The sequence below is a fragment of the Demequina salsinemoris genome, assembly GCF_000974805.1.
Classification (GTDB): Bacteria; Actinomycetota; Actinomycetes; order Actinomycetales; family Demequinaceae; genus Demequina; species Demequina salsinemoris.
Window position 1 is genome coordinate 137,147 of sequence record NZ_BBQZ01000007.1, and the last position, 20,439, is coordinate 157,585.

General features: G+C 71.6%; 20 protein-coding genes. 16 read left to right on the forward strand and 4 right to left on the reverse strand.

From position 1 onward, the window contains the following. Window positions 1–169: 169 nt before the first annotated feature. The 5 genes from pgm to AOP78_RS13100 are packed head-to-tail and all read left to right on the forward strand — an operon-like array spanning window position 170 to window position 6,023. Window positions 170–1,846, forward strand: a complete 1,677-nt coding sequence (pgm, locus tag AOP78_RS13080) for a phosphoglucomutase (alpha-D-glucose-1,6-bisphosphate-dependent) (protein WP_062205591.1) — start codon at window positions 170–172, stop codon at window positions 1,844–1,846. Between the two features lie 42 nt (window positions 1,847–1,888). Next, window positions 1,889–2,674, forward strand: a complete 786-nt coding sequence (locus AOP78_RS13085; RefSeq protein ID WP_062205594.1) for a hypothetical protein — start codon at window positions 1,889–1,891, stop codon at window positions 2,672–2,674. A 50-nt stretch (window positions 2,675–2,724) separates the two neighbouring features. Next, window positions 2,725–3,750 carry an LppM family (lipo)protein gene (locus AOP78_RS13090; protein ID WP_062205597.1) on the forward strand — a complete coding sequence of 342 codons (1,026 nt, stop codon included), beginning with the start codon at window positions 2,725–2,727 and terminating at the stop codon, window positions 3,748–3,750. A gap of 50 nt (window positions 3,751–3,800) precedes the next feature. Then, entirely contained in the window at window positions 3,801–4,748 is a 948-nt protein-coding gene (locus AOP78_RS13095; RefSeq protein ID WP_062205599.1) for an LppM family (lipo)protein, read from the forward strand. A gap of 12 nt (window positions 4,749–4,760) precedes the next feature. Further along, complete coding sequence (locus tag AOP78_RS13100) at window positions 4,761–6,023, forward strand: MFS transporter (protein WP_062205602.1); 1,263 nt, start codon at window positions 4,761–4,763, stop codon at window positions 6,021–6,023. Window position 6,024: 1 nt separating this feature from the next. Here AOP78_RS13100 and AOP78_RS13105 read toward each other — a convergent pair whose 3' ends face one another. Genes AOP78_RS13105 through AOP78_RS13115 form a run of 3 tightly spaced genes read right to left on the reverse strand, consistent with a single transcriptional unit; the run spans window position 6,025 to window position 9,056 of the window. Next, window positions 6,025–7,212: a hypothetical protein gene (locus AOP78_RS13105; RefSeq protein WP_152659552.1), complete on the reverse strand. Its 1,188-nt coding sequence runs from the start codon at window positions 7,210–7,212 to the stop codon at window positions 6,025–6,027. A 10-nt stretch (window positions 7,213–7,222) separates the two neighbouring features. Continuing rightward, on the reverse strand, window positions 7,223–8,524 hold the full coding sequence (locus AOP78_RS13110) for a hypothetical protein (RefSeq protein WP_152659553.1): 1,302 nt from the start codon (window positions 8,522–8,524) through the stop codon (window positions 7,223–7,225). Then, window positions 8,517–9,056: an RNA polymerase sigma factor gene (locus AOP78_RS13115; protein ID WP_062205610.1), complete on the reverse strand. Its 540-nt coding sequence runs from the start codon at window positions 9,054–9,056 to the stop codon at window positions 8,517–8,519. The genes AOP78_RS13110 and AOP78_RS13115 overlap by 8 nt, the downstream gene beginning before the upstream one ends. 433 nt (window positions 9,057–9,489) lie before the next feature. Between AOP78_RS13115 and AOP78_RS13120 the strand changes: the two genes are divergently transcribed. The 7 genes from AOP78_RS13120 (at window position 9,490) to AOP78_RS13145 (ending at window position 15,945) form a co-directional block, all read left to right on the forward strand. Then, a complete protein-coding gene (locus AOP78_RS13120) occupies window positions 9,490–10,359 on the forward strand; it encodes an ATP-grasp domain-containing protein (protein ID WP_062205613.1) in 870 nt (289 codons plus the stop codon). A gap of 122 nt (window positions 10,360–10,481) precedes the next feature. Further along, window positions 10,482–11,576, forward strand: coding sequence for a TerC family protein (locus AOP78_RS13125; protein ID WP_083980156.1), 1,095 nt, complete (start codon window positions 10,482–10,484; stop codon window positions 11,574–11,576). Window positions 11,577–11,694: 118 nt separating this feature from the next. Continuing rightward, on the forward strand, window positions 11,695–12,675 hold the full coding sequence (locus AOP78_RS13130; RefSeq protein WP_062205616.1) for a DUF4190 domain-containing protein: 981 nt from the start codon (window positions 11,695–11,697) through the stop codon (window positions 12,673–12,675). Window positions 12,676–13,013: 338 nt separating this feature from the next. After that, window positions 13,014–13,163: a hypothetical protein gene (locus AOP78_RS15290; protein WP_160297644.1), complete on the forward strand. Its 150-nt coding sequence runs from the start codon at window positions 13,014–13,016 to the stop codon at window positions 13,161–13,163. Between the two features lie 65 nt (window positions 13,164–13,228). Next, a complete protein-coding gene (locus tag AOP78_RS13135) occupies window positions 13,229–14,404 on the forward strand; it encodes a MalY/PatB family protein (RefSeq protein WP_062205619.1) in 1,176 nt (391 codons plus the stop codon). A gap of 23 nt (window positions 14,405–14,427) precedes the next feature. Next, window positions 14,428–15,009 (forward strand): RBBP9/YdeN family alpha/beta hydrolase, encoded by a 582-nt coding sequence (locus AOP78_RS13140; RefSeq protein ID WP_062205622.1) that lies wholly within the window; start codon window positions 14,428–14,430, stop codon window positions 15,007–15,009. A gap of 9 nt (window positions 15,010–15,018) precedes the next feature. Beyond that, entirely contained in the window at window positions 15,019–15,945 is a 927-nt protein-coding gene (locus tag AOP78_RS13145; RefSeq protein ID WP_062205625.1) for a phosphotransferase, read from the forward strand. A gap of 12 nt (window positions 15,946–15,957) precedes the next feature. On the opposite strand, the gene AOP78_RS13150 is transcribed toward AOP78_RS13145, so the two are convergent. Then, the gene (locus AOP78_RS13150) at window positions 15,958–16,788 is read right to left on the reverse strand and encodes a siderophore-interacting protein (protein ID WP_062205628.1); all 831 of its coding nucleotides are present in this window, start codon (window positions 16,786–16,788) and stop codon (window positions 15,958–15,960) included. Between the two features lie 138 nt (window positions 16,789–16,926). Between AOP78_RS13150 and AOP78_RS13155 the strand changes: the two genes are divergently transcribed. From AOP78_RS13155 to AOP78_RS13170, 4 genes are all read left to right on the forward strand, one after another. Continuing rightward, a complete protein-coding gene (locus AOP78_RS13155) occupies window positions 16,927–17,523 on the forward strand; it encodes a hypothetical protein (protein ID WP_062205630.1) in 597 nt (198 codons plus the stop codon). Window positions 17,524–17,678: 155 nt separating this feature from the next. Further along, window positions 17,679–18,266, forward strand: a complete 588-nt coding sequence (locus AOP78_RS13160; RefSeq protein WP_083980158.1) for a copper chaperone PCu(A)C — start codon at window positions 17,679–17,681, stop codon at window positions 18,264–18,266. Continuing rightward, a complete protein-coding gene (locus tag AOP78_RS13165; RefSeq protein ID WP_236685386.1) occupies window positions 18,263–19,486 on the forward strand; it encodes a Dyp-type peroxidase in 1,224 nt (407 codons plus the stop codon). The genes AOP78_RS13160 and AOP78_RS13165 overlap by 4 nt, the downstream gene beginning before the upstream one ends. Continuing rightward, complete coding sequence (locus AOP78_RS13170; protein ID WP_152659555.1) at window positions 19,483–20,421, forward strand: phosphotransferase; 939 nt, start codon at window positions 19,483–19,485, stop codon at window positions 20,419–20,421. Before AOP78_RS13165 ends, AOP78_RS13170 begins: the two co-directional genes overlap by 4 nt. Window positions 20,422–20,439 lie beyond the last annotated feature (18 nt).

Consider the following 20,439-nt stretch of genomic DNA (forward strand, 5'->3'; position numbering starts at 1 on the left):
GTGGATTCGGCGTCGACACGCCGTCTGCAGTGTCACCTGTGTGCAGGACGTGCGGCGGAGCCGGGGACGATGCGGTTCGGTGGCTTGGACGCGACGGTCACCGCATCGTCCATGAAGGTCGGCCGAAGGGCCCGCGACATCCGGGCGCTCTTCCTGCAAGACTGGCCGCATGCATGAGCGCGCTGGCACGGTTGCCCTTCCCGAGGATCTGATCGACGTCGACGCCCTTCTGGGCGCGTACTACGACCTGGTGCCGGACCCCACGGTCCCGGCGCAGCGGGTGGCCTTCGGCACGTCCGGGCACCGCGGCTCGGCCTTCGACACCGCGTTCAACGAGGCGCACATCGTCGCGATCACCGCGGCGATCGTCGAGTACCGGCGCAACGAGGGCGTCGACGGCCCGCTGTTCATGGGCAAGGACACGCACGCGCTGTCCGGTCCCGCGCAGGAGACCGCGCTCGAGGTGCTCGCGGCGGCCGGCGTCGAGGTGCGGATCGACGCGCGCGACGGCTTCACTCCCACGCCCGCGGTCTCGCTCGCGATCCTCGTCGCGAACGGCGCGGTGTCCGACACCGGCCTGCGAACCACGGGCAAAGGCCTGGCCGACGGCATCGTCATCACGCCGTCCCACAACCCGCCGCGCGACGGCGGCTTCAAGTACAACCCGCCTCACGGCGGCCCCGCGGACTCCGACGCGACCGGCTGGATCGCGAACCGCGCGAACGAGCTGCTCGCGGGCGGCTGGAAGCAGGTGCCCCGCTTCCAGCTCAAGCAGGCCCAGAACGCGGACACCACGCAGGGCTTCGACTTCCTCGACCTGTACCTCCGGCACCTCCCGAGCGTGATCGACCTCGACGCGATCGCGAAGGCGGGCGTGCGCATCGGCGCGGACCCGCTCGGCGGCGCGGCCGTCGACTACTGGGGCGCGATCGGCGAGGAGTTCAAGCTCGACCTCACGGTCGTGAACCCCAAGGTGGACCCGGCCTGGTCCTTCATGACGCTCGACTGGGACGGCAAGATCCGCATGGACTGCTCGTCGCCGTCGGCCATGGCCTCGCTCAGGACCCTCATGGCCGGCGCCGACAGCCCGTACGACGTCGCGACCGGCAACGACGCCGACTCCGACCGCCACGGCATCGTCACGCGCGACGGCGGCCTCATGAACCCCAACCACTACCTCGCCGCCGCGATCTCCTACCTCTACGGAGGTGCGCGCCCCCAGTGGCCGGCAAACGCCCGCATCGGCAAGACGCTCGTGTCGTCGTCGCTGATCGATCGTGTCGGCAAGGACATCGGCCGCGAGGTGGTCGAGGTCCCCGTCGGCTTCAAGTACTTCGTGCCGGGTCTGCTCAGCGGCGACATCGCGTTCGGCGGCGAGGAGTCCGCGGGAGCGTCGTTCCTGCGCCGCGACGGCCGCGTGTGGTCGACCGACAAGGACGGCCTGATCCTGTCGCTGCTCGCGTCGGAGATCATCGCGACCACGGGCAAGTCGCCGTCGGCGCTGCACACGTCCCTCACGGATCGCCTGGGCGAGTCCTGGTACGCGAGGGTCGATGCGGCGGCCACCAAGGAGGAGAAGGCCAAGCTGGGCGCGCTGTCGCCCGAGCAGGTCCCCGCGACCACGCTCGCCGGCCAGGACATCACGGCCAAGCTCACCGCCGCGCCCGGCAACGGCGCGAAGATCGGCGGCCTCAAGGTGACGACGAAGGACTCGTGGTTCGCCGCGCGGCCGTCCGGCACCGAGGACGTCTACAAGATCTACGCGGAGTCGTTCATCTCCGAGTCGCACCTGGGCGAGGTCCAGGCGCAGGCGCGCGAGGTCGTCGCGGAGGCGCTCGAGGGCTGAGCCGGCGCGGGGAGAGCCGCCCGGTCCTCCTAGGCTGTCCCCATGCGTTCCGCCCTCGCCGTCACCCTGCTCGCCGCCGCCTCCTTGGCGCTGAGCCCAGCCGCGACCGCGGCGACGTCGGGCACCCCGTCGCCCACCGCATCGTCCTCATCGACCGCATCGTCCAGCGCCGCCCCGTCCAGCGCCGCCCCGGCCGAGCAGGGCTACTCCTTCCCCGACTCGTGCGACGCATCGTCCATCAACATCTCCGACTCCGACTGCGTGGACGGCAGGACCGACATCGATCTGCATGAGGACGGCACGGCCACCTGGGTGAGCCAGACCGCCTACCCACGCGCGGCCTTCGACGCGTATCTGGTCGAGTACGAGGGATGGGACGGCACGACCCAGGAGTACATGGACGAGCAGCTCGCCGACTCCGAGGACAGCACGGGCACGTCGGAGGCGACCGTGACCGACGACCTCGTGCTCGTCGACATCACGTACGAGCTCACGGGCGACGACGCGTACCAGACCGGGTTCGCCCTCGCCGCCGACGACGAGCTCTACGTCGCGATCGCCGTGGACGATGTCGCGGGATCCTCGACCGTCACCCTCACCGCGCCCGGCACCATCCAGGAGGCCAACGGCTACGTCGACGGCACGACGGTCACCTGGGACGCGGAGCTGCTGGCAGGGACCGACGAGCTCGACGTCAACGCGCTCACCTCGATCGAGTCCGACGGGTCGCTTCCCGTCTGGCTGTGGCTCGTGGGCGGAGCGCTGCTCGCCGTGATCGGGGTCGCGGGCTGGCTCGGCTTCGGCAGGCGCGCAGGGGACGACGGCTGATCCCCTCGATGCCCTAGGTGCCATCCGCTCGCCTGTGGGATCGTTGCTGCATGAACGCGACACTCACGCGCGCGGGGAGGGCCATCGCGGTCGCCCTCTTCGCCACGCTCGCACTGACAGGCTGCATCAAGGTGGACTTCGAGCTGGTGCTCCAGCCGGACGACACCGTCGACGGCTCCATCACCTACGCGATCGCGCAGGGCTCAGGCGAGCTCATGTCCGACGATGAGACGACGTACACCGATGAGGACCTGCTCGACAGCCTCTTCGGCGACATCGACGCGTCGGAGTACGCGAACGGCGTCCTCAGCGACTTCACCGACGACGACTGGGTCGGCAAGACCATCACGTTCGAGGGCGAGGAGCTGTCCGGCTTCTCGCTCGACGAGGACACCGAGGGCGTGACGATCACGCGCGAGGGCGACGAGTTCGTCATCTCCGGTCCGTACTCCACGAGCGAGGAGGACATGACCGAGGGCATGGACGGCGCCGAGATGTCGATGACCGTCACGTTCCCTGGTGAGATCACCGAGACCAACGGCACCCTGAGCGAGGACAAGCACACGGTCACGTGGGACCTCCTGGACCCGCCGGAGTCGCTCGAGGCGCGCGGTGGCGCGACCGAGGGCAGCGACTTCCCGATGTGGATCGTCTACGTCGCCGCGGGAGTCGTGGCGCTCGCCGCGATCGTGGTCGTCGTTGTCGTCCTCGTGAGCCGCAAGGGCAAGAAGAAGGGCTCCGAGGCCGAGGGCGCCGACGAGACCACGGCCGGCGTCGCAGCCGCGCCGATGATGCTGCCCGTGGACGCGATCCCCGCCACGCCCGGCGAGGTGCCGGGGGACGTCGTCATCCCCGACGCGGACGACGAGCCGCCGTTCGAGCCGACGCCCAAGGAGGACGAGTCCACGCCGACCGAGATCCTGCCGACCGAGGAGTCCGAGGACGATGCGGCAGCCGAGGACGAGGAGTCGGTCGCCGACGAGGACGAGGACCACGGGGCCGATGCCTGGGACGATGACGAGGTCGATGCCTGGGACGACGATCCCATCGACGACGACGGCGACGTGAAGGACTGACCGGATCCGACCGCGGCCGGGGCACCGTCTCCTTGAGGGACACTGGGGCGATGGAGTTCCATCCCGAGGCGCCCCGGCCGCGTCGTCTCCGGACCCTCGCGTCGGCCGGGGTCCTCGCACTCGCGCTCGCGGGCTGCGTGCGCCTCGACTCCGCGACCGAGCTGAAGGCGGACGACACCTTCGACCAGCATCTCGTGATCGCGCTCGCGCCCGACATCGGGGATGAGCTGAGCAGCGGCGCGGCCTCCGGCCTCGGCTCGGGGCTGGGCGACCTCACCGAGCTGGGCGATGCGATGGACGGGCTCTCGCTCGAGGACCTTGACCCCTCCGCGCTGTATGACGAGCTCGCGGACAGCGAGGAGCTCCAAGCCTTCGAGGACGAGCACCCGGGCCACGTGACGCTCGAGCCCTACGATGACGGCGAGCTCGTCGGCGTCGAGCTGACCCTCACCGACCTGCCGCTGTCCCTGTACGACCAGGCGCTCGCCGGCGCGGGTGCGGACGTGGGCCTCGCCGCGACGATCGAGCATGCCGACGGCGAGTTCGTGGTGACGATCCCGGCCGACGAGGCACGCGACGCATCGTCCCTGGGGCTGACCTCCGCCAACCTCGCGCTGCTCGGCAGCGCGGTCGAGGTCGAGGTGAGCTTCACGTTCCCCGGCCTCGTGACCGAGGCGCCCGACGGGACCGCCGAGGGTCGCACCGCGACCCTCGCGCTCGAGGACCTGCTCACTCCCGACGAGATCCGCATCGTCGCCTCCGACGAGCGCCAGATCTACTGGGCGCCGATCCTGACCTGGGGCGGCATCGTGCTGGCGGCGATCGTGATCGTGGGCGGCGCGACCCTGCTCGTGCTCCAGGACGTCCGGGCGCGACGTCACACCGGCCTGCCCGCGCCCGACGCACGTCACGAGAGCCGGATCGGCACGCTCGAGCCAGACGAGCCCGAGGTGGCCCCCGACGACGACTCCGGGCAGGAGGAACCCCCCGCAAGGTGAGACGATGCGCTGGTGCTCACCACCTATCGCGCCCTGCTCGCCCGCCCGGGCGCGCTGGCCTTCACGCTCGCCGGGCTGCTGTCACGCTTCCCGACGTCGATGCTCAACCTCTCCGTCATCCTCCTCATCGAGGGCACGTACGGGAGCTGGGAGATGTCGGGGCGCGTCGCCGCGGTGGGCGTGATCGCGTGGGCCGCGCAGTCGGTGCCGACGGCCCGCTGGGTCGACCGGGTGGGGCAGCGCAAGGCAATGTGGCCGCTCACCGGGATCTCCGTGCTTGGCGCGGTCATCGTCCTCGTCACCGCCCTCGCGCGCGGCCCCGAGGCGATCCTGTGGATCGGCGTGATCCTCGGGTCGATGTCCGGCCCGCTCGGCTCGCTCACGCGCGCACGGTGGTCGCACGTGCTCGAGACGGACGACGAGATCCACTCCGCGTTCTCCATGGAGGGCGCGCTCGACGAGATCCTCTTCATCCTCGGCCCGACGCTCGTGACGATCCTCGCGACCACGGTCCACCCCGCCGCCGGAATGCTCGTCGCGATCGCGGGGCTCCTCCTCGGCATGACGTTCCTGCTGTCACAGACGGCGACCGAGCCGCCTGCGCGCGGATCCGAGGGCGCGAGCGGCCTCGGCCTGCGCATCCCCGGCGCGGTCGCCGCCATCTCGGTGCTCACGATCGGCGTCGGCGTCACCTTCGGCTCGGTGGACATCACGACCGTCGCGTTCGCCGAGGACGCGGGCCGGCCCGCGCTCGGAGGACTCGTGCTCGGCGTCCTGTCCGGCGGGTCCTTCGTGGGCGGACTGCTCTACGGCGCGCGGCGGTGGACCACGCCGCTGTGGGCGCGCGTCGTGGCCGTGAGCATCCTCTTCGCGATCGGCTTCGCCCTGCTCGGTCAGATGCCGAACCTGTGGGCCTACGCGGCGATCGGTTTCCTCGCCGGCGCCACGGTCGCGCCGCTGCTCGCGTCGGCCGACACCGTCGTGCAGCGCGTCGTCTCCCAGGAGCAGCTCACCGAGGGCATGGCGTGGGTGCGCATCGGCATGGGCGCGGGCGTCGCGTTCGGCGCGTGGATCGCGGGCAAGGGGATCGACGAGTCGGGCCACACCGCGGGCATGACGGTCACCGCGTGGGCGGCCGGGAGCGTCGCTGTGCTGGCCCTCGCGATGGCGTGGTGGATCCGGAAGGACACGCTCCCCACGAGGCCTGCGGCGCCCGAGGAGGAGACGGCGCCCGACGAGCACGTCGACGGCCCGCCGCTTCCGCCTCAGGTGTAGCTCAGCAGCCGCAGGCGAACCAGGTGGCGGCGTTGTCGGTCGCGGCACCCCACTCGATGCTCCCGTCCCACGTGCCGCCATCGGCCTCCGGCATGGCCTCGAGCTCGGACACGTCCCCGGAGTCGATGTCGATGCTCACGACCGCGGTGTCCTCCCCGTCCGCGCCCCAGGTCTCCACGAGGAGGGCGCGGTCCGCGAAGCGAAGGTCGAGGCTCGTCGTGTCCAGGCCCGACGCCTCGTCGATCGTGAACTCGTAGGACGTGTCCGCGGCCAGGTCGTAGACGACGAAGACGCTGTCGAGCTCCCCGTCGAGACGGAGCGCCACCAGCTCGCCGTCGTCGGAGACCGTCCTGCCCCACGTTCCCGGGTAGGACCACTCGGAGTCGATGTCCGGGTAGGTGTCCACCAGGGACGATGCCGACCACTCGCCGGTCGCCGCGTCCCACCGATAGTGCTTGGTCCCGTTGTCCGAGGTCGCGCTCCAGAGCTCGTTGCCCGCGGCATCGGCCGCGACGAACGCGGGTGACGACGCCTTCGCGCCGTAGACCGCGAACGTGAGATCCTCGGTCTTCCCCGTGCGCAGGTCGTAGCGCGCCGCGCCATCGGCCCACTCGAGGCGGATGTACCCCTCGTCCTCGACCCACGAGACGACGCGCGCGTCGTCCCACATGCGCTTCGGCAGCTGCCCGACCTCGAAGTACACCTCCTCCGGGCTCACGAGGTAGACCACCGCCGCGGGCTGCGTCCACGCCTCGTCGTAGTAGTACTGCTGCGTCGCCACCACCTCCACGGCCCAGTCCTCGCCCACGCGGTCCCACACCCAGTCCTCCATCACGAGGGCGTCGGGGTAGGAGATGGCGTTGCTGTACTCCAGGGCGGTGTTGGGATCGGTGCGGGTCGCGGCAGCCGCCGGGTACTCGTCGTCCAGGATGCCGTCCGCGTCGCCCGCGTACGGGTCGACAGAATCGCTCGGCTCGGCGCTCGGGCTGGCGCTCGCGCTGGGTTCGGCGGTGGCCGAGGACGATGCGACGACCGGCTCGGCGGACGCCGTCGCGGTCACCTCCACGTCCGGGGCGGCCTCCACGCCACCCTTGGAGCCCGCGAGCGCCCACCCGACACCGACCGCGAGCACCGCGACAGCGCCGACGGCCCCGCCGATCCAGGCATTCCTCGAGATCCTCACAGCCATGTCATCCCCCTCAGCAACCGCAGGTCCAGAAGGTCGCGCCCGTGGGCGTCGCCTCGCCGTAGCCGATGCGGCCGTCCCAGGCGGCCACATCGTCCATCGCCATCTCGCCGATCTCCGTGAGCACGCCGCTCGCGATGTCGTAGCTCACGACGGTGAGCTCATCGTCGTCACCATAGACCTGCATCACCACGGCTCCGTCGACGATGTCCCGGGTAATCGCACCGAGGTACACGCCTTCCGCCTCGGGAACCGTGAACTCGGAGGAGGTGTCGGAGGCGAGGTCGTACACCCCGAAGCGCCCGGTGGTGGCGCCGGAGCCGCGCCCACCGTCGTACTCGACGAGGAGCACGGAGTCCCCGTCGTCGGAGGTCACGGTCTCCCACTCGATGTAGTCCCACCACGCGTCGAGCTCCGGATGGTCGTCGACCACCGAGGCGGCGGACCAGTCGCCGGTCGCGGCGTCCCAGCGGTAGAGCTTCGTGCCACTCTCGGACGTCGCGCTCCACAGCTCGTTGCCTTCGGCGTCGGCGGACACGAACGAGTTCGAGTCGGCCGTCTCGCCGTAGGCGGAGAACACGACGTCCTCGGTCGCGCCCGTGAGCAGGTCGTAGCGGGCTCCGTAGTCGCCGCCGCTCCAGGTCACTCGGACGTAGCCGTCGTCCTCGACCCACGAGACGACGCGCGCGTCGTCCCACATGCGCTCGGGCAGCTCGCCGACCTCGAAGTACACGTCCTCGGGGCTGACCAGGTAGAGCACGGCGGGCGGCTGGTCCCAGCTCTCGTCGTACCCGTACGACTGAACGGAGACGACCTCGACCGACCAGCCCTCGCCCACGCGGTCCCACACCCAGTCCTCCATGACGAGGGCATCCGGGTAGGAGATCTCGGTGCCTCCCTCCACGCCCGCGTTGGGGTCGGTGCGGGTCGCGGCCGCCTCGGGGTACTCGTCGTCCAGGATGCCGTCGGCGTCACCCGCGTACGGGTCGGCGGTCTCACTCGGCGTGGCGCTCGGAGCAGCGCTCGCGCTGGGCTCTGCTGAGGACGATGCGTCGGACGACGCGGTCACCGTCACGTCAGCGGACGGCTGCGCGACCGGCCCGGTCGACCGCGTCGACGTCGTGACCGCCCAGCTCGCCCCGCCGATCGCGAGCACTCCCACCGAGGCGGCGACGACGGACAGCAGCGTGCGCGACCTGCGTCGGCGTCCGGCACCGGCCAGCACCGCGGCGACCACCGCGTCGGGCGCGGCACCGCGGTCAGCATCAGCCTGCGCGAACAGCCCGCGCAGCTCGTTCCCCAGATCCTCAGCCACGGCCGACACCTCCTCCCGTCGCGATGCCCGACCATTCGGGCGGCATCGCCTCCACGCCCAGCAGGGTGCTCAACTTCTTCGAGCCATCGTGCACGTAGCGCTTCACGCTGCCCTCGCCCAGGCCGAGCTCGTGCGCGGTCTCCGCGGTCGTGAGCTGCTCGACGTAGCGCAGCACGATGCACGCGCGCTCGCGCGGGCTCAGGGTCTGGAGCGCCTCGGCGACCGACACGGAATCGACCGCGCGCTGCTCGGGACCGGCAGAGAGGTCGATCTCCCTCATCAGCAGCGTCCGCTCGCTCTCGCGCTTGCGCGAGCGCGCCCTGTCGATCGTGCGGGTCACGATCGCCCGCTTCACGTATCCCTCGGCCGCCCGGAGATTCGGGAAGGTCCGCGCGCGGCCGAACACCGCGATCATCGCCTCCTGCACCGCATCCTCCGCCTCCGAAGGATCCGCGCACACCAGTCGCGCATAGCCGACCAGCGCGCCGTAGCGCTCGGTCAGCAGCTGCGTCGCCTCGTCCTGCCAGCCCACGTGGATCCCCCTACGACTTGCACGGTCCCTCCGTGCGCATCCACCCAAGAGAACGGGCACTGAGGCGCGGAAGTTGGGGGAATGCTCGCAGAATCTTCACCGTCGGGAAAGGACGTGCGTCACACATCGGCAGTCGCACGCCCAGGGAGCCTCCCCGAATCCTCAGTCGGTCCGACTTCGGGGACCAAGGTCCCGAGCGCGCTATCCAACTGACTCGTAGTGTCTACATCAGACGTGACGGCGACTGAAGAAGTCGCCCGATATAGATCGTGGCTCGGACAGTCATCCGGGGACTTGACTGTCCGGGCCGCACCCCCTTTCTGGCGCTGAGATCTCGCTCCCTCCCCTGAGATCCGGCGCCAGAATTTTGTCTGCGGCCAGGTTGCCGCCGCACGCGCACGCCAGCCCTCTCGCGAACCGCTAGGTTGCCGCCATGACGCGCATCGCCCTCGCCACCACCCGCGACCTCGCAGAGATCGACGCCGAGGACGCCCTGCTGCTCGCCGCGCTTCCCGAGTCCGAGCTGCTCGCGTGGGAGGACGATCACGACTGGGCCGCCTTCGACCTCGTCGTCCTTCGTTCCACGTGGAACTACATCGACAGGCTCGAGGAGTTCCTCGCGTGGGCCGAGCGCGTCGCCTCGGTCACCCGGCTCGCGAACCCCGTCCCGGTGATCCGGTGGAACACCGACAAGCGCTACCTGGGCCAGCTCGCCGACCAGGGCGTGCCCGTGGTCCCGAGCGTCTTCGTGGCGCCCGGCGATCATGCGGACGATGCGGCAGTGGCCGGCAAGGTCGTCGTCAAGCCGACCGTCGGCAATGGATCGAACGGTGCGAAGCTGATCGACCACGACCCCGAGAGCGCGCACGAGCACATCGCCTTCCTCCACTCGACCGGCCGCACCGCGCTGATCCAGCCGTACCTGGACCGCGTGGACGACGAGGGCGAGAGGTCGCTCATCCATCTGAACGGCGAGTTCTCCCACGCCGCCACGAAGGGCGCGATCCTGTCGCAGCAGATGTCCTTCTCCGCGGGCCTCTACGCCGACGAGGACCTGTCGCCCGCGACCGCGACGGACCAGGAGCGAGCGGTCGCGCTCGCCGTGCTCGAGGCCTCGGCACGCGTGCTCCCCGAGGCCGCCGACCTCGCCTACGCGCGCGTCGACCTGCTGCCCAGCGACGACGGCCCGATGCTGCTCGAGCTCGAGCTGACCGAGCCGAGCCTGTTCATGCCGTTCGCCCCCGGATCCCCCGAGCGCGTCGCCGAGGCTTTCCGCACCCTCGCAACGTCCCGTAAGATCTGACCCTCGAGGGGAGTACTTCCCAAGCTCCGACCCGGTCAGTACGAGATCTCCGTGGATCTCCCGGGCGGACGCCGCGCCAGCGGTGAAGGAGACCTCAGGAACGCATCGTCCTGAGGAGACCCATGTCTGCCGTGACCCTGTCCCCGCTCGCCGCCACCGGCATCGTCCCGCTCGGGTCCGAGCCCACCACCGGGCTCGAGACCATCGCGACGCCCGGCCTGTGGGCCATCACGTTCGGCGTCGTCATCGCGCTCATCGCCTTCGACTTCCTGCTCACGCGCCGCCCCCACGAGGTGTCGTTCAAGGAGGCGCTCGGCTGGAGCGCGTTCTACATCGCGTTGCCGCTGCTGTTCGGCGTGTGGGTGTGGCAGGCGCACGGCTCCGAGATCGCGACGCACTACTACACGGGCTACATCGTGGAGAAGAGCCTGTCGGTCGACAACCTCTTCGTCTTCATCCTGATCCTCAGCGCGTTCGCGGTGCCGCGCGCGCTTCAGCAGCGAGTGCTGCTCGTCGGCGTCGTGGGCGCGATCGTGCTGCGAGGGATCTTCATCGCGCTCGGCGCGGGCCTCATCGCGACGTTCGACTGGGCGTTCCTGCTGTTCGGCGCGATCCTTCTGGTCACCGCGGTCAAGGTCCTCCGCGACGCGCGCTCCGAGGAGGACGAGCACATCGAGCCCGGTGAGATCGGCATCGTCAAGGTCATCCGCAGGATCTGGCCCGTCACCGACGACTACCGCGGCACCAAGGTCTCGGTGAAGGAGAGCGGACGACGGCTGCTCACCCCGCTCGCCCTCGTGATGGCGGCGATCATGGCGACCGACCTCCTGTTCGCCGTCGACTCGGTGCCCGCCGTCTACGGCATCACGGGCGACCCGTACCTCGTGTTCGCGACCAACGCGTTCGCGCTGCTGGGCCTGCGCGCGCTGTACTTCGTGCTCGAGAACGCGCTGTCCAAGCTCGTCTACCTCGGCTACGGCCTGTCCGTGATCCTCGCCTTCATCGGCGTGAAGCTCGTGCTGCACTGGGCCCACGGCACGTGGGAGGGCGTCCCGACGGTGTCGACCAACGTGTCGCTGATCGTCATCGTCGCCGTGCTCGCCGTCACCACGGTCGCGTCGCTGTGGAAGTCGGGACGGATGGCCGAGGAGGACCAGGACGATGCGGTGGTCGCCGTGGACGATGCGGCCGACGGCGTCGACGGGGTCGAGCGCTAGGTCCGCGACGGGCGGGAGGCCCGCGGCGGGCGGGAGCTCCGCGCCGCTGGGTTCCGGCGGGCCGGACCAGTAGAGTCGAGCGCGCACCAGGTGCCGCCTGGCGCGGAAGGAGCATCACGTGGCTGACGACGAGCGCAGGAACCCCGACGACCCCTGGGTCGCGCCGCCCCTGGGCAGCGAGGGCGCTTCGAGCGGCACGTACGCCGACCCCTTCGCGGCACCGACCGAGCAGTTCCCGACCCAGGCGACGCCGGGCTCGATCCCGCCGCCGCCCTCCGCATCGTCTCTCCAGCCCTCCGACCCGTTCGCGCAGCCCTACGGACAGCCGTACGCCGCGCCGGGGATGCCGGGCGCGCCGCGCAGCGACAAGAACTGGATGGGCATCACGAGCCTCGTGACGAGCCTCATCAGCCTCCCGTTCATCGCCGTGATCTTCGGCCACCTCGGCCTGCGCGCGGTCAAGCGGGGCGAGGCGAACAACCGCGGGATCGCGCTCGCCGGCACGATCCTCGGCTGGATCGGCATGGCGGTCGTCCTGGTCTGGATCGGCATCGGAATGGTCTGGTTCGTCACCGGCACCCAGAGCGCGTCCACCTTCGACGACGACTTCACCTGGGATGACTCGACTCCCGAGCCCTCCCAGTCCGCGACCGCGGACCCGTACAGCGACCTCGCGCAGCCCGGCGACGGCGTGTTCGGCCTCAGCGAGGCGACCTACTACTTCGTCGTCTACGTGAACGGCACCCCCGCGGCCGACACATGCCTCGCGCCATCGTCGACCTCGGGCTACGACCTCGACGTCGTCGACTGCTCCGAGTCGCACGTGGGCGAGATCTACTCCACGGCGCCGCTGTCCGACCTCATCGTGGACGGCGACGTCACGAGCGACGAGACGTGGGCCGCCTTCGGCGCGGCGTGCGATGCGGCTTTCGACCCGTACCTGGACGCGGACGGAAGCGCGACGACGAACCAGTGGCTGTTCGCCGCCTCGGACGACGACAACGCCTCCGCTGACGACACCCTCATGTGCGTCGCCTCGGACGACTTCAGCGAGACGACGGGTTCGCTGAGCTCGGGCTCGAGCGGCGAGATCTACTAGGCGGCCGACGACCGCATCGTCCCTCCCGGCGACCACACCCGCCGCCCACCCGGCGACCGCATCGTTCCTCCGCCATGCACTCCGCACGGATCTGGATCCGACACCCCGGCGACGCGCCGACACGAGCCGCGACACGCTGGCGTGGCGCGCGTGAATCCGTGCGGAGCGCAGGGGGAGGGAACGGGCGCGAGTCTTCCTAGACACCAAGTGCCACGTTCCCTACGATGAGCCTCAGCTCCCTCCCCCGGGAGCCTTGATGGACCAGCATCGAGCACTGTGGCGCACCCCGGCGCGGCCCCCCGCGACGCGACAGACGATGCTGCGCGAAAGGAACCGCCGTGTGCCCCCACTCGACGCTCGTCGCGCCGCCGATCCCGGCGGGCGAGCATCCGATCCGCGAGCGCCTCACGCTCCGCGAGGAGACGTGCTGCTGGCGCGCGTGGGCCTACAGCGACACCCCCGACGACGAGCCGCGCCCCGGGTCCTGAGCGCGGACCGGCGCGGATCCTGAGACCGTGCACCGGCACCACGTGCCGGACGTAGGCTGGCGGACGTGAACCCCCTCGACCAGCTCACCCTCGACCAGCTCCGCGAGCGCCGCTCCTTCAAGTGGGCGCACTACGACGCGGACGTCATCCCGATGTTCGTCGCCGAGATGGACGTGCCGCTCGCACCCCCGATCCGCGAGGCGCTCGAGCGCGCGATCGCGATCGGCGACACGGGCTATCCCGGCTCATGGCCGATGGTCGACGAGTTCATCGCGTTCGCGGGACGACGCTGGGGCTGGGAGATCGATCCGCGGCTCGTCGCGCCGGCGCCGGCGGTCATCCCCGCCTATGTCGACGCGTTCGTGGAGGACACGGAGCCCGGCGACGAGGTCATCATCACGGCGCCGGTCTACCCGCCCTTCACGACGTACCTGCGTCAGGCCGGTCGCGTCGTGACCGAGGCGCCCCTCACCGAGGATCTCCGCCTGGACCTGGCCGCCCTCGAGGCGGCGTTCGAGGCGGCCACCGCGCCTCGGGAGGGCTCCACGCAGCGCCGCGCCGCGGGATTCCTGCTGTGCAACCCGCACAACCCGGGCGGCACCGTCCACACGCGCGCGGAGCTCGAGGCTGTCGCTGCCCTCGCCCACCGCTACGACGTGACGGTCGTCTCCGACGAGATCCACGCGCCGCTCGTCTACACGGGCGCCGAGTTCGTCCCGTACGCGTCGGTGGACCCGCGAGGCATCGCCATCCAGTCGGCCTCCAAGGCGTTCAACCTCGCCGCGATGCCGGCCGCTCAGACGATCGTCGGCGAGGAGCGCCGCTCATGGCTCGCCCAGTTCCGCAAGGGCGCGCACGGCCACCCGACCTACCTCGGCACCGTCGCGGCCTCGGTCGCCTACCGCGAGGGCGACGCGTGGCTCGCTGGCCTGCTCGCGGGGCTCGAGGCCAATCGCGACACGATGCTCGACCTCGTCGCGACCAGCCTCCCCGGCGTGACGGCCTCCCCGAACCCCGCGACGTTCCTCGCGTGGCTCGACTTCCGCGGCACCGCGGCCGCCGGCGGCCGCGACCTCGGCGATGAGCCCGCGACCGCGCTGCTCAAGGAGGGACGCGTCGCGCTCAACCCCGGCACGTCGTTCGGGGGCGGCGGCGTCGGCCACGCGCGCCTCAACTTCGCGGCGCCCCCGGCGGTGCTGCGCGAGGGTCTCGCACGGATCGCGTCGGTCGTCACCGGCTGACCGGCGCACGGGAGGGGACCGAGATGACCGACATGCGCGTCCTGCTGCTGCACGGCCTGGGCAACCACCGTCCGCGCGAGCACTGGCAGTGGTGGCTCGCCGAGCGGCTTCGCCGCGACCGCGTGCCCGTGCAGCATCCGCAGCTGCCCGACCCCGACGCACCGTCGTTCGAGGCGTGGCGTGAGGTCGCGCTCGCCGAGCTCGAGATGCTCGCGGGTGGCGGCGAGCGGGTCCTGCTCACGCACTCCCTGTCGTGCGTGCTGTGGGCGCGCCTCGCGCCCGAGCTGCCCGAGCGGCTCCGCCCTCACCGCGTCGCGCTGATCGCGCCGCCGTCGCCCGGCCGCCTGGCCGAGGTGCTGCCGGGCTTCCCCTTCGCGACCGACGCCGACCTCGGCGCCGTCACCGACACCCGCCTTGTGGCCCGCGAGCGCGACCCGTACCGCGAGACCTCGGTCGCCGACGCATCGTCCCTGTGGAAGGTCCCCGGGTTCGAGCTGGACGGCGACGGCCATCTCAACCACGAGGACGGCCACGGCCCGTGGCCCTCGGTGCTCGCATGGACCCTCACCGGCGATGATCAGGCATGGAGTGCCGCCACCCGTTAGGGTGGTCGCATGCCCACGGGCCTTGCCCCGGACGCCGAGGTCCGGATCGACGATGCACTGGTGTCACGCCTGCTCGCGGCGCAGCACCCTGAGCTCGCGGCGCTTCCGCTCGGCGAACACCACGAGGGCTGGGACAACGTCACGGTGCGGCTGGGCGACGATCTCGCGGTCCGCCTCCCCCGACGTCAGCTGGGCGCCGACCTCGCCGACCGCGAGCACCGCTGGCTGACCGAGCTCGCGCCCCGCTGGGGCTTCCGCGTTCCCGCGCCGGTGCGCCTCGGCGTGCCCGGCGAGGACTATCCGTGGCGCTGGTCGGTCGTCCCGTACTTCGAGGGCGACCGCTGCTTCGACGCGCCGCTGTCGCGCGACGGCGTCGCGGACCTCGGCACGGCGCTCGCCCAGGTGCACCGCCCCGCCCCCGAGGACGCGCCCCGCAACTCCTTCCGCTCGGCGACGCTCGCGGACCGGGCCGAGGTCTTCGACGCCAGGATCAACACGGTGCTCGCGATCGCGGACGCCCCCGTCACGCTGCTCGAGGAGGAGGCGCGCGAGGCCTTCGAGGCCGGTGCCAACGCGGGACGCGAGATGGAGACCTGGGCACATCTGGACCTTCACGGCGGCAACGTGCTGACCCGCGAGGGCCGGCTCGAGGCGCTGCTCGACTGGGGCGACCTCGGGGTAGCCGATCCCGCGACGGACCTGGGGCAGGCGCTGTCGCTCGTGGGACGAGCGGCGTTCCGGCCGCTGCTCGAGGCGTATGCGGAGGCCGAGGGCGCGGCCGCGAGCGCGGGCGGCGCGCTCGATCAGGTGACGGCGCTGCGCGTGGAGGCGGAGGCCGTCGGCTACTCGCTCACGCTCGCGTGCCACGAGAAGGCGATCCATCCGGGCGCGGGCTGGTCGGCGCTGATCGACCTGGGCTACGCGCGCCCGGCATAGGCCCGATGCGGGTCAGACGCCGAGCGACCTCAGGAACGGCTCGTACTCGACCCAGTTCTCCTCGTCGGTGCGGTCCTCGCGCCAGATCGACTGCGCGTAGGCGAGCTGCTCGTCGCTGAGGCTGTTCCACACGCTCATGATGCGGTCGTGGTCGCCGTGCCAGTAGCCGACGAGGCGCATCGAGGCCATCGGCAGCCCGGCCTCCTTGCGCAGGCTCTGGCGGATGCGCCGCGACTCGGCGGCCTCGCACGCGACCCACACGTAGGGCTCGCAGTCCGCGTCGCGCAGGCCCGGGAGCAGGGACCTCAGCTCCGAGCACAGCACGGACGGCGCGTAGCCGTTGCCACCGAGCCGCCACTCGACGCTGACCTCCGCCGCGGACGGGAGCTCACGCTTGTCCACGAGGGACGCGAGCTCGATCACGACGGAGAAGCGCTCGTCGGGGTTCGCCTCCGCGAGGATGCGCGCGATCGCGGGCAGCGCGGTCGCGTCCCCGACGAGCACTCGACGATGCGCGGCCGACGGGGGCGCGTAGTACGCCTTGGGCTCGGAGACGTCGACCGCGTCGCCGGGGCGGACCTGCTGTCCCCACAGCGCGCCGGGGCCGTGCCCGTGCAGCGCGATCTCCATCTCGAACCCGTCGGACAGCACCTTGCTCACGCTGTAGTGCCGGGAGCTGTGGCCGTCGCCCGCGTCCATGTTCTCCGCGCCGACCTCGACGTGGATGAACTCGTCCGCGGCGCCTGTCGTGACCCACGTGTCGGGGGCCGTGACGCGCACGCGCACGAAGCCGGGGCTCACCTGCTCCACGCCGGTGACGACGGTCGTGATCGTGGTCTCCATGGGTCCTTCCGGGAGCAGGGACGATGCGGCACGGACGATGCGATCCGGGCTCGTTCGGGTAAGGCTCACCTCACCATAGATTAGGAAACGAGTCAATTTCGTAAATACGTCAACTACTTCTCGTGCGAGAATCCCCGCATGCGCGTGTCCGCTCGACGTCGACTCACACGCGCCCTCGCGGGCGCGGCGGTGACGACGTTCGCCGCGCTCGGATCCCACGTCCTCGCCGGCGCACACACCCCGACCCTCGTCGGCGTCGCGATGCCTTTCGCGCTCGCGTTCGTCGTCTGCTTCCACCTGGTCGGCACGCGGCTCACGCTCCCGCGCCTCACCGCGGCGGTGATCGCGAGCCAGGGGATCTTCCACCTCCTGTTCGCGTGGGGCACGGCATCGGCGACGCTCTCGGGGGACACGTCGGCTCACCACGTCGAGCCCGGGTCGCTCGCGGTGCACGCGAGCCACGCGGGTCACTCCGGCACCGGCATGACGATCGCCCACCTCATGGCGGCGGTCGCGACCATCGCGGCGATCCACCGCGCCGACCGACTGTGGGCCGCGCTGCGCGGCCTCGCCACGCACCTCGCCCGCCGCTGGCGCGAGGCGCTGACCGCGCCGGCGCCGCTCCCGGCCCCCGCGACCCGCATCGTCCCGGCCGTGCGACGCCCCGTCGCCGCACGCCGCGCCGTCGTCTCCCAGCCCGCGCTCCTGCGCGGACCCCCGGCCTTCTCTCTCTGACAACGCCCGCGCACGGCCCGACGCCGAGCGCGGACTCCGCACGCGCGCCGCACACCGTGCCGCCGCGAGCGAACCCCAGGAACCAGCCCGTCGTCCCTGCGCGCCCACGCGCGACCCAGGCGACCCCCGCACGGGCGCCCCATGAAGAGAGAACCATGTTCACGTCCCCCACCCGCTTCCCCTCCACCACCCGCCTCGTCGCCGCCGCGGCCCTGATCGGCTCGGCGTTCGCGCTGACCGCGTGCTCGACCGACGCCGAGGCGGAGACCTCGGAGCCCCTCACCATCACCGATGCCTGGGTCAAGGCCGTCGACGACGGCATGACCGGCGCGTTCGCTCTGATCGAGAACACCTCGGACGAGGCCGTCACGATCGTCGGCGCCACGACCGACGCCTCCTCGATGGTCCAGCTGCACGAGACCGTCGCCGACGAGTCCGGGAGCACGACGATGCAGGAGGTCGACGGCGGCTTCACGATCGAGCCCGGCGCGGCCCTCACGCTCGAGCCCGGCGGCGACCACCTCATGCTCATGGGCGTCGCCGACCCCCTCGAGGCGGGCGCCGACGTGGACATCACGCTCGAGCTGTCGGACGGCACCGAGTTGCCGTTCACGGCCGTCGTGAAGGAGTTCAGCGGCGCCCAGGAGGAGTACAGCGCCGACATGGACGGCATGGACATGAGCTCCGACGACTCGGACATGGAGATGTCGCCGAGCGCGTCGATGTCCATGGACGGCGAGTGATCCGGCGCACGAGCGCCACCGCGTCCGGTCCGAGCCGCCGCGGATTCCTCACGGGATCCGCGGCGGCGGCCGGAGTCGTCGTCGGCGCGGCGGGCGGGGCGACGGTCGCGCGCGCGGCCGAGCCCGAGGCGACGACCGACACGACCGGGTTGAACGGCGCGCGCACCGCGTCGTTCCACGGCGCGCACCAGGCGGGCGTCACGTCGAGCCCGGGCGCGCACGGCACGTTCGTGACGTTCGACCTGGTAGAGGGGTCGACGAGGGACGACCTACGCCGCCTCATGCGGCTGTGGACGGACGATGCGCGCCGCCTCATGGCGGGCGACGGCGCCCTGGCCGACACCGAGCCCGAGCTCGCGAGCGCCCCGGCGGGCCTCACGATCACCGTGGGCTGGGGCCGCGCCGCCGCCCTGCTGGCGGACGAGAGCCAGGTCCCGTCCTGGCTCGGGCCGCTGCCCGCCTTCTCGATCGACGCGCTCGAGGACCGCTGGTCCGACGGCGACCTGCTCGTGATGATCCACGCGGACGACCCCACGACGGTGAGCCATGCGACCCGCATGATCGTCAAGGACGCGACGAGCCTCGCGACCGAGCGCTGGCGGCAGACGGGCTTCCGCCAGGCGTACGGCAGCCACGCGTCGGGCACGACGATGCGCAACCTCTTCGGCCAGGTCGACGGCACCACGAACCCGCCGACCGCGGCCGACGAGTTCGCGGCCCGCGTGTGGATCGAGGACGGCTGGCTCGCCGGCGGCACCTCCCTGGTGCTGCGCCGCATCCGCATGGACATGGCCACGTGGGACGAGGCCGACCGCGTGGGCCGCGAGAACGCGATGGGCCGCACGCTCGACACGGGCGCGCCCCTCACCGGGACGGCCGAGCACGACGAGCCCGACTTCGAGGCCGTGAACGAGCGCGGCTTCCCGATCATCTCCGACGTCGCCCACATCCGGCGGGCGAGGCCCGACGATCCCAGCCGGCGCATCGTCCGTCTGGCCTACAACTACGACGAGCCCGCCAGGGGCGGGGACGACGCCGAGGTCGGGCTGCTGTTCGGCAGCCTCCAGGCGGACGTGGACGCGCAGTTCGTGCCGATCCAGGAGCGCCTGGCCGAGGCGGACCTGCTCAACGTGTGGACCACGCCCGTGGGCTCGGCGGTCTTCGCGATCCTGCCGGGCTGCGCCGAGGACGGATTCCTGGGGGACACGCTGCTGGCATGATTCTTCGCATGGACTCGCTCTCGACCCGCTTCCCGCGGGTCAGCGCGGGCACGATCCTTCCGGACGAGTTCGTGCATGCGCTGCTCAAGGAGAGCGCCCCGGAGTACGCCCACCTTCCGCTCGGGCACCGGTACACGGATGCCGAGGAGCACTTCGCCATCAGGCTCGGGGACGAGATGGTCGTGGAGCTTCCGCACGCGCGACGCACCCCGTCCTGGGACCCCGTCGCGATGCGATACCTCGCGCACGCGGCGCCAGGCTGGGACTTCCATGCGCGCGTGCCCTCCCTGGTGTGCGAGCCCGCGCTCGGCTACCCGCACCGCTTCGAGATCTCGCGATGGATCGACGCCTCCACCGCGAGCCGCTCCCCTCTGCACGTGGATGCGGCTCCGGCGATCGGTCGCGCGCTGGCCCAGGTCCATGCGGGCCCGGTCGGGCCCGACGCGCCGCTGCACGGCTCGTTCGCCGACAGCCTCGCCTCGCGGCTCGCGCGAGCGCACGACCGCCTGGACGATGCGGCTCCCGCCTCCTCGCCCGAGGGCGCGCGGGTGCGCACGGATGCGGTGAGCGCAACCTGGGAGGCGGCGCTCGACGCCCCCGCGGTGCTCGAGCACGGCTGGATCACCGGCGCGCTCGATCCGCGCGTGGTGATGGCGCGAGGCGGGCGCTTCCTGGGCCTCGTGCACTGGCGCGAGCTGTCCGTCGGCGATCCCCTGAGCGATCTGGGCGCGGCGGCGCTGCTGTTCGAGCCGGCCGGGCTCGACGGACTCCTCGAGGGCTACGGCCAGGACGGCCCGGACCTGCGGGCGCAGATCAGGGCCGCCGCCGTGGCCCGCGCCCTCGGGTACGTCGGCTCGAGTGCTGCGCCGATCGCGCGGCTCGGCTGGACGCGCCTCGAGGAGATGGGGATGCTCGGCGACCCGAGCCGCGACTGACGGCGCACGCACGCCGCA